Source organism: Longicatena sp. 210702-DFI.1.196, from assembly GCF_020563125.1.
In the GTDB taxonomy this organism is placed as follows: domain Bacteria; phylum Bacillota_I; class Bacilli_A; order Erysipelotrichales; family Erysipelotrichaceae; genus Longicatena; species Longicatena caecimuris.
Genome location: NZ_JAJCPX010000007.1, coordinates 40998 through 53517, shown reverse-complemented (window position 1 = coordinate 53517; position 12520 = coordinate 40998). Strand labels below are relative to the sequence as shown.

15 protein-coding genes and 1 other RNA gene are annotated in these 12520 nt (G+C 38.3%); all 16 read left to right on the top strand.

Translation table 11 applies throughout. The features are described from left to right. Positions 1 to 95: 95 nt before the first annotated feature. The 16 genes from LI241_RS04995 to LI241_RS04920 all read left to right on the top strand — a co-directional run bounded on the left by LI241_RS04995 (position 96) and on the right by LI241_RS04920 (position 12502). Positions 96 to 692 (top strand): RNA polymerase sigma factor, encoded by a 597-nt coding sequence (locus tag LI241_RS04995; protein ID WP_008690619.1) that lies wholly within the window; start codon positions 96 to 98, stop codon positions 690 to 692. A 50-nt stretch (positions 693 to 742) separates the two neighbouring features. Then, positions 743 to 892 carry a 50S ribosomal protein L33 gene (gene rpmG / locus LI241_RS04990; RefSeq protein ID WP_008690620.1) on the top strand — a complete coding sequence of 50 codons (150 nt, stop codon included), beginning with the start codon at positions 743 to 745 and terminating at the stop codon, positions 890 to 892. Positions 893 to 903: 11 nt separating this feature from the next. Beyond that, positions 904 to 1080, top strand: a complete 177-nt coding sequence (secE, locus tag LI241_RS04985; RefSeq protein WP_008690621.1) for a preprotein translocase subunit SecE — start codon at positions 904 to 906, stop codon at positions 1078 to 1080. A 10-nt stretch (positions 1081 to 1090) separates the two neighbouring features. Continuing rightward, positions 1091 to 1642: a transcription termination/antitermination protein NusG gene (gene nusG / locus LI241_RS04980; protein ID WP_008690622.1), complete on the top strand. Its 552-nt coding sequence runs from the start codon at positions 1091 to 1093 to the stop codon at positions 1640 to 1642. Positions 1643 to 1922: 280 nt separating this feature from the next. Beyond that, on the top strand, positions 1923 to 2114 hold the full coding sequence (locus tag LI241_RS04975) for a hypothetical protein (RefSeq protein WP_008690624.1): 192 nt from the start codon (positions 1923 to 1925) through the stop codon (positions 2112 to 2114). 57 nt (positions 2115 to 2171) lie between these two features. Next, positions 2172 to 2930, top strand: coding sequence for an HAD-IIA family hydrolase (locus LI241_RS04970; protein WP_008690625.1), 759 nt, complete (start codon positions 2172 to 2174; stop codon positions 2928 to 2930). Positions 2931 to 3023: 93 nt separating this feature from the next. Beyond that, entirely contained in the window at positions 3024 to 4322 is a 1299-nt protein-coding gene (gene eno / locus LI241_RS04965; protein ID WP_008690626.1) for a phosphopyruvate hydratase, read from the top strand. Between the two features lie 271 nt (positions 4323 to 4593). Further along, positions 4594 to 4824 carry a preprotein translocase subunit SecG gene (gene secG, locus LI241_RS04960; protein ID WP_008690627.1) on the top strand — a complete coding sequence of 77 codons (231 nt, stop codon included), beginning with the start codon at positions 4594 to 4596 and terminating at the stop codon, positions 4822 to 4824. A 133-nt stretch (positions 4825 to 4957) separates the two neighbouring features. Further along, positions 4958 to 7075: a ribonuclease R gene (rnr, locus tag LI241_RS04955; RefSeq protein ID WP_008690628.1), complete on the top strand. Its 2118-nt coding sequence runs from the start codon at positions 4958 to 4960 to the stop codon at positions 7073 to 7075. A gap of 44 nt (positions 7076 to 7119) precedes the next feature. Continuing rightward, positions 7120 to 7578, top strand: a complete 459-nt coding sequence (smpB, locus tag LI241_RS04950) for an SsrA-binding protein SmpB (protein ID WP_008690629.1) — start codon at positions 7120 to 7122, stop codon at positions 7576 to 7578. Positions 7579 to 7628: 50 nt separating this feature from the next. Beyond that, positions 7629 to 8009: a transfer-messenger RNA gene (ssrA, locus tag LI241_RS04945) on the top strand. A gap of 248 nt (positions 8010 to 8257) precedes the next feature. Beyond that, positions 8258 to 8815: a dihydrofolate reductase family protein gene (locus tag LI241_RS04940; protein ID WP_008690630.1), complete on the top strand. Its 558-nt coding sequence runs from the start codon at positions 8258 to 8260 to the stop codon at positions 8813 to 8815. A 111-nt stretch (positions 8816 to 8926) separates the two neighbouring features. Beyond that, entirely contained in the window at positions 8927 to 9343 is a 417-nt protein-coding gene (locus LI241_RS04935; RefSeq protein ID WP_008690631.1) for a pyridoxamine 5'-phosphate oxidase family protein, read from the top strand. A gap of 179 nt (positions 9344 to 9522) precedes the next feature. Further along, positions 9523 to 10521 (top strand): NAD-dependent epimerase/dehydratase family protein, encoded by a 999-nt coding sequence (locus tag LI241_RS04930; protein WP_008690633.1) that lies wholly within the window; start codon positions 9523 to 9525, stop codon positions 10519 to 10521. Between the two features lie 275 nt (positions 10522 to 10796). After that, complete coding sequence (locus LI241_RS04925) at positions 10797 to 11489, top strand: iron-sulfur cluster assembly scaffold protein (RefSeq protein WP_008690634.1); 693 nt, start codon at positions 10797 to 10799, stop codon at positions 11487 to 11489. An 11-nt stretch (positions 11490 to 11500) separates the two neighbouring features. Then, on the top strand, positions 11501 to 12502 hold the full coding sequence (locus tag LI241_RS04920) for a GGGtGRT protein (protein WP_008690636.1): 1002 nt from the start codon (positions 11501 to 11503) through the stop codon (positions 12500 to 12502). Positions 12503 to 12520: the final 18 nt, after the last annotated feature.

Sequence of the window (12520 nt, the reverse complement as noted above, 5' to 3'; positions counted from 1 at the left end):
TTACTTCAATAGCATGCAGGAAGAAGTATGTCCTATTGTATATCGTATATGATAAATAACGTAATCCTTTTCCATGCTCTCACGAGGAGGGTATTATGGAAAACACCAATCGTAAAAATGATTATGAGCTTCTTTATATGTATCGGCAAATGGAAGATGTCACATTGCATCTTTTCATACAGAACTATAGCGTAAAAGTTTGGCGAATGATTCATCAGCATAGCACTGGGATGAATCAGCGAAATCGTGAAGAGTTATATCAATTGTGCATGATTAAACTTGCAGAAGCAATTGACTCCTATCAGATGGATAAACAAAGCTCCTTTGCTACTTATTACATGAAAATTGTGAAGCATGTAATTCTTGATTATGTGAAAAAGCAAGCGCGCTATCAGAGTCATATAGATGAATTTACTATGTTATATGGATTTGAAGTCTGTGATGAAAGTGGTCATTATCTCAGGGAAGGAAATGAAGCATTTCCACATGCCAAAAAAGAACTGCAGAATGAACAATTGCGACAGCTGTTAAGCGAATCAAAAGTTATTCTTAAAGAGAGGGAATATCAAATCCTTGCTATGCGTATGCAGGGATATACTTATAAAGAAATTGCGGAAAAGATGCATTTATCGCGTAATACCATAGATTATATGGTGCGAAAACTGCGTAAGCAAAAAGATGGAATTGACTAAGACAAGACTTTATGATAAAGTTAATAAGCAAAGAAAGAGGTGTTTTTTTCATGAGCGATAAAGTAATTCTCACCTGCACCGAATGTCTTTCTCGAAACTATACAACTACAAAAAACAAGAAAACGCATAATGAGCGTATTGAATTGAAAAAGTTTTGTAAGAAGTGTGGCAAGCATACGATACATAAAGAAACAAAATAAGGAGGTTTCTTATGAAGTGGTTCAGTATTAATGGTATTTTAACCGAAATGAAACGAATTCGCTGGCCGAAGGGCAAAGATTTGGCAAAAGACAGTGCGACGGTCATCGCATTTACAGCTGTTTTAGGATTGTTTTTCTTCCTATGTCAGGTTGCATCATCCGGCTTTTTGAAATTAATTGGAATGTAGGAGGCAAGACATGGCAGAAGAACAGAAAAAACAATGGTATGTGGTAAATACATATGCCGGACATGAAAACCGTGTTAAGGAAAATCTGGAGCGTCGTGTTGAAACCATGGGCTTGCAGGATTTTCTGTTTCGCATCGTTGTAGCAGAGGAAAAAGAGATCGAATATAAAAATGGCAAAGAAGTTGAAAAGACCAAAAATCCTTTCAGCGGCTATTTATTCGTAGAAATGATCATGACAGATGAGGCATGGTATATTGTACGTAACACACCGGGAGTTACCGGATTTATCGGATCCAGTGGTGGTGGAGCTAAGCCTTTCCCTGTTGCCGAAGATGAAATGGAAGCAATTCTGCGACGTCTTGGCATGAGTGAGCGTAAAGTACAGATTGACTTTGCTGTAGGAGATCGTGTTCGTATCTTAAGTGGTGCTTTTGCGAATTCCGAAGGAACGGTGGAAGAGTTACACGAGGATTCCCAAACAGCTATCGTCTTATTGATTTTATTTGGACGTGAAACGCCAACTGAAATCAGTTATGGTGACTTAGAAAAAGTAGAGCTGTAAAACAGATGTAAATAGTCTTGAAACCAATCTGGTTTTGAGGCTTTTTTTATTTGGATGAAAATGGCTTTGTTGTATAACAAAGCGGATAAACATGCAAAGCAAAACATAAGATGTCAGCCGTTTATAATAAGTGAATCACAATATATGGGTAGTATATGATACGGTTTAAAGATGGTAACCTGTTGATAAATTTGATAAAAACATAAAAAAATGGTTTTCTTCCGCAATCTGACAAAATTAGCAGTAATGTCTTTCTATACTGTAAGCAGGAAGTGATAATATGAGGGAACGCATTGGAATCATTCTGGGTATCAGTGGCATCCTTCTGCTGATTGAGCCAAGCATCAATCAACAGCAATTATATGGTTACCTTTCTTACATAGCAGAACACTACTGGCCGGTAGGACTGATTCTTGCAGGTATGATTCTAATCAATCCAGGAAAACGAAAAACACGCAGCAGAAACAGATAACGCTTGCTTTCCCAGTAGGATATGCTTTACTATTATGGGTAAGAAAGCAGGGATAAGATGAAGAAAACGTATTTAATTGATCTCGATGGAACAATGTATCGGGGAACTTTATTGATCGAAGGTGCTATGCACTTCGTTCATGAATTAATCAAACGCAAGGAAGAATTTTACTTTTTAACGAATAATGCCAAACGCACAAAACGCCAAAATGTAGAACATATGGAACGCATGGGATATTGCGGTATCAAGGAAGAACATTTTTTCACTAGTGCTATGGCTGCAGCTATCTATGCCCGTAAGCATTATGAAGGCAGAAGAGCATATTATATCGGACAGGATGGTTTACGAGAAGCTCTGGAGGATGAAGGGTTTACCATTGATGATACAAACGCTGATTTTGTTTTTGTCGGCTTAGATACTTCCGGAACTTATGAAAAATATTCCAAAGCTTTAAAGCTGCTTTTAAATGGCGCCAAGCTGATTGGGACAAATGATGATCGCATACTGGCACAGCCGGATGGTTTTTCCATTGGAAATGGTTCTGTTGTGGCTATGTTTGAATATGCAACACAACAAAAAAGTCCCAAAATTGGTAAGCCTCATGATACGATTTTGGAAGAAGCTTTAGACTTTTTACATAAAAAGAAAGAGGATGTGATACTCATCGGTGATAATCTGGAAACAGATATTCTGTTAGGTGTACGCAATCAGGTTGAAACCATTTTTGTGACAACCGGCGTTCATCAAAGAGAGGATATTGATCGATTAGGTATTCATCCTACGCATATCGTAGATGATTTACAGGAATTGTTATAGAAATATGTGAAATTTAGTTAGATTGAGCAAACTTCTTTCTTTGTACAGTTCCTGGTGTTATACTGAGAATAGATAATAAAGGAGGACAAAATTATGTCTGTTATTGTTGATGTACACGCAAGAGAAGTTCTCGATTCTCGAGGAAATCCTACCATAGAAGTTGAGGTGGAAACGGTCAGTGGAGCATTTGGCCGTGCCATTGTACCAAGTGGTGCCAGCACCGGAGAGCGTGAAGCCTTAGAGTTACGCGATGGTGATAAGAATCGCTTTAATGGCAAAGGTGTCATGACTGCCGTAAACAATGTGAATGAAATCTTGGCAGATGTGGTGATTGGTTTGGATGTTACTGATCAGGCGGCAATTGATAAAGCTTTGATTGAAGCTGATGGTACAAAGGATAAGTCTAAATATGGTGCAAATGCCATCCTAGGTATTTCCTTAGCGGTTGCCCATGCTGCGGCTAACTTTTATGGATTGCCATTATATCGTTACTTAGGCGGTATTCATGCGAAAACATTGCCAGTGCCAATGATGAATGTCTTAAATGGAGGAAGTCATGCGGATTCTTCGGTAGATTTCCAGGAGTTTATGATTATGCCGGTTGGTGCTAAAAGTATGAAAGAGGCAATTCAAATGGGTGCTGAAACTTTCCATGCCTTGAAAAAAGTATTAAAGGAAAAAGGCCAAGTAACAGCTGTTGGTGATGAAGGTGGTTTCGCACCGAATCTGGAAGATAACGAAGCGCCATTGAAAGCTATTATGGAGGCAATCAAAGCTGCTGGTTATAAGGCCGGAGAAGATATTTGCATTGCTATGGATGTTGCGGCTAGTGAATTCTACAACACGGAAACGAAAATGTATGATTTGAAAAAATCAGGTCAGGGTTCTAAAACAACCGATGAGATGATTGCCTGGTATGATGAACTGGTAGAAAAATATCCGATTATTTCGATTGAAGATGGCTTAGGCGAACGTGATTGGGATGGCTGGAAGAAACTGACGGAGCATTTAGGCAAGAAAATCCAGTTGGTTGGTGATGATTTATATGTAACAAATCCGGCAATCTTACAGGAAGGTATTGATAAAGATATCGCTAATTCCATTTTGATCAAGGTAAACCAGATTGGCACATTGACGGAAACCTTTGATGCTATGGAGCTGGCTAAGAAACATGGGTATACGGCAGTTGTATCCCATCGAAGCGGTGAAACTGAAGATACGACGATTGCCGATATTGCAGTGGCATTCAATGCCGGTCAGATTAAGACTGGTTCTATGTCAAGAACTGATCGTATTGCCAAATATAATCAATTGCTTCGTATTGAAGAAGAGTTGGGTGATGTAGCAGTATTTCCTGGGAAATCTGCCTTCTATAATATTTACAAACATTAAATAAGTACTTAATGGAACACTGCGAAAGGATATCATGAATTCTTAAACAGTGTTCCTTTCCTTTAAAGCGTTCTTAGATGTTATCTTATTGTAGTATCTGGTAGTTCATTACGTTCAAACAAGAAATGTGTGATATCACGTATGTGAGCATTTCTCATGAAACAATCTGCCCTTGCTTGCATGTATCTTAAATATTTTCGAAACAATATTGTAATTATTAGCATTGTTTGCTATACTAGTAAGGTATCGAGAAATAGGAAGGAGGACTATCATGGGCATTTTAGAAATACTATTAATGATTGCATCGGTCATTTTGATAATACTCTCCTTATTACAAAGCGGAAAGTCAGATGGTCTTGGAAGTGCATTTGGTGGAAGTGATGGATTGAATCTGTTTGCCAATGTCAAAGAAAGAGGATCTGAAAAAATCATATCTAATGTTACTATGGTAACAGGAATTATCTTTTTCGCTCTTGTTATAATTATCCGTATTTTAGACTAAGACCGTGCAAGGTCTTTTTTTATGAAGTTCCGCAAATTGTTAAGATCTAGATAAAATGCGCTATCATATTTATGAAATAAGCGTGGAATGGTATACTATAACTATAAGTTCATAATGAAAAGGAGGGCAAATAATGAGCAAAAAAGAAGAACTACTCGCCCTGATCAAACAAAACGATTATCGTGGTATGGATGTGAAACAATTATCCAGGATGATCCAAATGGAAGATAGTGTTGCCTTCACAGAATTGATGAAATTATTAAACGATTTGGAAGCTGCACGTATTATTGCCAGAGATGAGCGACATCGCTATTTCCTTAGTGAAAAACTAGGGTATGTGAGTGGTACGCTGCGTATAAATCCGAAAGGCTTTGGCTTTGTGGAAACAGCGGATGACAGTTACTATATAGCCAGAGAACGATTGGGTTTCGGTATGGATCGAGATGTTGTATATGCCAGAACATGGACCAATAATGATAAAAGTGTAGAGGGTGAAGTGGTCGAAGTCATTTCACATAGCGTCACGCATATCGTGGGGGTAGTAAAAATCAAAGAAGGATCAAAGTATTTCTTACCTGATTCTTATTTAAACAATCGTAAAATCAAAATTACGAATTATGATGATTTTAAATTGGTGAATGATTCTAAAGTTCTGCTTCATATTGATAGTTATGGAACGGTTTTAAAATGTCATATTGAAAAGGAAATCGGTTATAAATATGATCCGGGGATTGATATTTTAAGTATCTTACTTGAAAAAGATATCGTTCCTGAATTCAATGAAAAAGTGAAAGCAGAAGTAGCTGGCATAAAAGAAGAAGTGGACGTAAATGAATTGAAGAATCGTGAGGATTTGCGTAAGCTGTTGACAATTACTATAGATGGGGAAGATGCCAGAGATTTAGATGATGCCATCAGTATTGAGAAGATAGAAAAAGGCTATCGTCTTTATGTGCATATTGCGGATGTTTCCTATTATGTACAAGAAAATACGGCGCTTGATAAAGAGGCTTATCATCGGGGGACTTCAGTATATGTGGTAGATCGCGTCGTACCGATGTTGCCTCACGCGTTATGCAATGGCATTTGTTCCTTAAATCCCCATGTGGATCGCTTAACCATAACTTGTATGATGGAAATAGATCGTACAGGCAATGTAATGAATTATCGTATCTTTCCTAGTGTGATCAATAGCAATGAGCGAATGACCTATACGAATGTGAATAAGATATTATCCGGTGATGCTAAAACACAAAAAGCTTATCCTCATTTGTTAAAGATGTGCTTAGATATGAAGGTTTTGGCTGGAATCATTCGCAGACGCAGAGAAGGACTTGGCGCCATTGATTTTGATAGCAGAGAGGCTAAAATTCTGGTTGATGAAAAAGGGAAACCAAAAGATATCGTCTTACGTGAGCGTGGAGAAGCAGAGCGCATCATTGAAGATTTTATGATAGCGGCAAATGAAACTGTAGCCACGCATATGAAATGGCTGGAAACGCCATCGATGTATCGTATTCACGAAGCTCCTGAACCTAAGAAAATGCGGGAGTTTGCACGTATTGCGAAAACATTGGGATATACGTTTAAGGGAGGTATCCAAGACGTACATCCAAAACAGCTACAGGCTTTATTAGATGAAGCCAGAGGACAGGATAATTATTTCGTGTTATCCAGTTTCATGTTAAGAAGCATGCAGAAAGCGCGCTATGATAATCGTTGTTTGGGACATTTCGGACTGGGCTTAAAGGAGTATTTGCATTTTACATCACCGATTCGCCGCTATCCGGATTTGATCGTACATCGCATGCTGCGAAAATATATCTTTACATCATCTGAAGATGTAGATAAAATGAAACAGGATGAACAATGGTGTGAACAGGCAGCCATTCAGGCAAGTGAGCGTGAGCGTAATGCTGTGGATGCCGAACGAACCGTAGATGATATGAAAAAGGCTGAGTATATGGAAAACTATATCGGACAGCGTTTTGCAGGAGTCATCAGTGGTATTACTAAGTTTGGAATGTTTGTTGAGCTGGATAATACGGTAGAAGGCTTGGTGCATATCTCATCCATGGAAGATGATTATTATCATTATGATGAAGTGAGTCACAGTCTAATTGGTGAGCATACGGCAAATGTGTATCGCATGGGACAAAAAGTCCAGGTTAGATGTATTGATGCAAATCGGTTTAAACGTGAAGTTGATTTTGCATTGTTAACAAAAAAGAGGGGAAAAAGGGGCCGTTAAAGGCATATCTTTTGTTCCTTGACATAAACTAAAGAGGTGAAGCTATGACAGCTGGTAGAAAAGTAATCGTATTTAATCGGAAAGCATCCCACGAATATTTTCTGGAAGATCGTTTTGAGGCCGGTTTGGTGTTACAGGGTACGGAAATTAAAGCGATTCGTAAGGGGCATGCCCAGATCAAAGATGCATATATCAGTTTTACGAACAATGAGGCTTTTATCAAAGAAATGCATATCCCGGAATATGAATTCGGCAATCGTTTTAATCACGATGAAACGCGTATCCGTAAGCTGTTGCTGCATAAGAGTGAAATTATAAAGCTGCAACAAAAGGTGAAGTTAAAGGGCTATACGGTGATTCCTATCTCATTATATTTGGAAAAGGGAAAAGCTAAAATGGAAATTGTCTTAGCAAAAGGTAAAGATTTGCATGATAAGCGAAATGTTCAGAAAGAAAAAGATGCGAAACGTGAAATTGAAAAAGCTTTAAAAAACCAATATTAGGACAGTTGTAGTTTGCGGTATTTTGTGGTAAACTACAACTACCTAAAACCGGGGGTGTACTGGTTTCGACAGGGATACGCTTGGTACAGACGGCAGTCGAGTGGTTACGTAATAACCAATTAAATTTAAACGGAAAAACTAAATTAGCTAACATCTTTGGTGCAAACCAGAGAATGGCTTTTGCTGCTTAATAACCGACATAGGTTCGCAGCTGCCGCTAGTATGTTGTCCTTTGGCATACTAGATGAGCATCTCATTCACGAAGGATAAGGTTCAATTCTAGTTCAAGGGATTGATCACGAAAATAAATTGAACACCTTCAATAGGAGCTGTCCATTGTTACCTGTTGAATATTGGTAATGGACTAAACTGTAGATGTCTGTACGTGGGGCTGTTTCTGGACGCGAGTTCAACTCTCGCCACCTCCACCATATATAAGGTTAACGATATGTTGATTCCGTAATGGATATGTAAGATATCGTTTTTTTAAATTGTAAGGGAACCGATAGCTTTGATGAAAAAGCTTAAAATAATGTGACTTATCAAGCCTTTAATGTTTGCTTATGGAAATCCAAAAGAAGAACAGCTTCCTTAATATGTTGTTTACATTATCATCCATCACCTTATAAACAGCCTATAATTTGCCATACTAGAAAAGACAATGAAAGGCGGTTATGTTATGCGTAAAACAATTCTTTTTATCGCTATGAGTTTAGATGGATTCATCGCTGATAAAAATGGCAAAGTTTTTTGGTTAGCAGGGGAGGATGCCAATCAAAATGATATGATTACATATGAAACCTTTATCCAAGGTGTAGATACTGTCATTATGGGGGCAAATACGTATCATCAGCTACGTACTGAAATATCACCAAAACAATGGATATATCCTACTCTTACCAGTTATATCATTACACATCAAACTGAAGCGTCTACTGAAAAGATAAGGTTCACTATGGAAGATCCTGTGGCATTGATAAGACATTTAAAAACACAACTGGGAAAAGATATCTGGATTTGTGGTGGTGCATCCATTGTGAATCAAATCATGCAAGCCGACAGCATTGATCGATATCATATCAATGTTATTCCTACTCTTCTAGGTACAGGCATACGATTGTTTCATAACACGGATATTGAAAGAAAATTAACTTTGTTGCATACACAAAGCTATAACGGTATCGTTGATCTGGTATATGAACGAAGAACTGCATCTTCCTCTTTTGATGTAAAATAGATTTATGCGAATCTTCCTCATGAAAGAAGATTGATTTTATGAAAAGCAATAAAACGATTGCTTAACAAATGACTTTCAGGTAAAGTGTAGATATATGAGGAGGCGTTATGTATGCGCGATAAAGTAAAAACGATCGGGAACCTAATTGATAAACAAAGTGTATCTTTCATCAGTTCAGTTGATGAGAAAGGATTTCCTAACACGAAGGCGATGTTGCCGCCACGTAAAAGAGAAGGTATCAAAGTGTTCTATTTTACAACCAATACATCTTCGATGCGTGTAGAGCAGTATCGAAAGAATGATAAAGCGTGTATTTATTTTTGTGATAAACGTTTTTTTCGCGGTGTCATGCTGATAGGAAAAATGGAAGTGTTGGAAGATGCCGTTTCGAAAGAAATGATCTGGCAAGAAAACGATACGATGTATTATCCGCAAGGTGTAAGTGATCCTGATTATTGTGTGCTTCGTTTTACGGCAGAAAGTGGTCGGTTTTATAGTAATTTTTCATCTGAAACATTTGAAATATGATTTTCTGATGCAATATCGCATGAGAAAATGTAGGATTTGTAAAAGCATTGTAAAAGAGTAGTACAGTGCTTTTCATAGCGTTATAATATAAGAGAGAGATTTGCATATTCACAACTTCATTTCGTTTTTCACATACCGTAAAGGTTGGCGCAGAAAATGATGGAAAGAAGTGTGAGTTTATGAAAAAAACAATCTTACTAACAGGAGCAAACGGACATTTGGGAAAAGCCATCCTGCAGGAACTTCATGAAACATCTTATGAAATACGTGCGCTTATCATGCCGCAGGATCATGCAACTGATGATAGTCATGTACATTATTATAAAGGAGATGTCTTAGAATCGGATAGTTTGCTTCCCTTTTTTGCGAACTTACAAGATAAAGAAGTGTATCTATTGCATGCCGCAGGGATTGTTGATATTCAAAGAAAAGTATCCACTAAACTTTATGATGTGAATGTCTTAGGCACAAAAACGATGCTGCAATTCGCAAAGCAATATCATATAAAGCGTTTCTTATACACCAGCTCTGTACATGCTATACCCGAAAAAACGTATCCGCAAATAATTACTGAGGTGCATCACTTTGATGCGTCCCTTGTAAAAGGTGGATATGCCAAAACAAAAGCACTTGCATCTCAACTGGTCATGGATGAGGTTGCCAATGGTTTGGATGCCGTTATTGTTCATCCTTCCGGTATCTTAGGGCCATATGGAACCAAGAACAATTATTTAGTGCAGATGATAAGCGATTATCTGGAAGGAAAATTGCTGGCTGGTGTTTCTGGTGGTTACGACTTTGTTGATGTCAGAGATGTCGCGAAAGGATGTATTGCGGCTTTAGAACATGGAGAAAAAGGAGATTGTTATATTTTATCTAATCAATATTATAAGATATCCGATATTCTAGATATAACCGCCTCTTTATGTGGAAAAGATGCACTGTTTATGTTACCTATGTGGGTGGCAAAAGCCTTTGCCCCTATAATTTCAGGATATGCAAAATTGCGCCATCAGCGCCCATTATATACTCCATATTCTCTTTATACTTTAGCATCAAATGTGCGCTTTTCACATGAACATGCTACCACACAGTTGGATTATCAACCAAGAAGTATGAAGGACACGCTAAGGGCAACGATTGCATGGTATCAAAGCAGGCAGGTTCATGAGCTATAATTTAGGGAAGCGTTCCTTTTGGAACGCTTTTTTACACCCTTTCTGTAAGGATAAAAAGGCCTAATTATGTTGACATAAAATAGGAAAAGAATTAAAATAATGAAGTAGGACGACATTTCTTGTGAAGATATTGTCAAATAGAAATTTCGTAGGGAAAACGTCCTCGATGATGTTATTTTAAATAGAGGAAAATGACATTGTCAAGACAGCTACACAAGCGTTAAAGTAGCACTATGGTAAATCTTTCATGGATTATGCGAGAAAGGAGAAATGACATGATTTATTCAAAAGAAGTTGAAAACATGTGCACTGTTAAGTGTGGTGCAAGCCATGGTTGTGCACCTATTCCTGAAGAAGGAAAATGGGTAAACTCCAGAGAAATCAAAGATATTTCAGGTTTGACACATGGTATTGGATGGTGTGCTCCACAGCAGGGTGCCTGCAAACTGACACTGAACGTTAAAGAAGGTATCATCGAAGAGGCACTGATTGAAACATTAGGATGTTCCGGTATGACTCACTCCGCAGCTATGGCTAGTGAGGCTATCGTTGGTAAAACACTGCTTGAAGCATTAAATACAGACTTAGTTTGTGATGCTATCAACACAGCTATGCGTGAACTGTTCCTGCAGATCGTTTATGGACGTACACAGTCTGCATTCTCTGAAAACGGACTTCCAGTTGGAGCTGGTTTGGAAGACTTAGGTAAAGGTACACGTTCTCAGGTTGGTACGGTTTACTCAACAAAATTAAAAGGACCTCGTTACTTAGACTTAGCTGAAGGCTATATCTTAAAGATGGGTCTTGATGAAAATGATGAAATCATCGGTTATGAATACGTAAACATGGGTGTATTCATGGACGCTGTTAAAAAGGGCACTAACCCTGAAGAAGCTCTGAACAATGCAAAGAAAACTTATGGTCGTTATGCAGATGCTGTTAAGTACATCGACCCAAGACACGAATAGGAGGAAAAATCATGGCATTATTTGAAGGATACGAAAGACGTATTGATAAAATCAATGAAGTATTAAACTCATATGGTATTTCTTCCATCGAAGAAGCAAAAACACTGTGTGATGATTTAGGTGTTGATGTATACAACATCGTAAAAGGCATTCAGCCAATTTGTTTTGAAAATGCATGCTGGGCATATATTGCCGGTGCAGCAATCGCTATCAAAAAAGGTGATAAAACAGCTTATGAAGTAGCGAAATCATTAGGTGAAGGGTTACAGGCATTCTGTATTCCTGGATCTGTTGCAGACGATCGTAAGGTTGGTCTGGGACATGGTAACTTGGCTGCTATGTTGTTGGATGACAACACAAAATGTTTCGCATTCTTGGCAGGACACGAAAGTTTCGCTGCTGCTGAAGGTGCAATCGGTATCGCTCGTAACGCTAACAAGGCTCGTAAAGAACCACTGCGCGTTATCCTGAATGGTTTAGGAAAAGATGCTGCGAAGATCATTTCTCGTATCAATGGATTTACACACGTTGAAACTGAATTTGACTACTTCACAGGTGAATTAAAAGAAGTTTACAGAAAAGCTTACTCTAATGGAGAAAGAGCTGCTGTTAACTGCTATGGTGTAGATGATGTACGTGAAGGTGTTGCTGTTATGCATCACGAAGGTGTAGACGTTTCTATCACTGGTAACTCTACTAACCCAACACGTTTCCAGCATCCAGTTGCAGGTACATATAAGAAAGAATGTATCGAACAGGGTAAAAAATACTTCTCTGTAGCATCTGGTGGTGGTACAGGTCGTACATTGCATCCAGATAACATGGCTGCAGGTCCTGCTTCTTACGGTATGACAGATACAATGGGACGTATGCATTCTGATGCTCAGTTTGCTGGTTCTTCAAGTGTTCCTGCTCACGTAGAAATGATGGGTCTGATCGGTATGGGTAACAACCCTATGGTTGGTGCTTCCGTAGCTGTAGCTGTAGCTGTATCAGAAGCATTGAATAAATAATTTTGATAAGAAATGAGC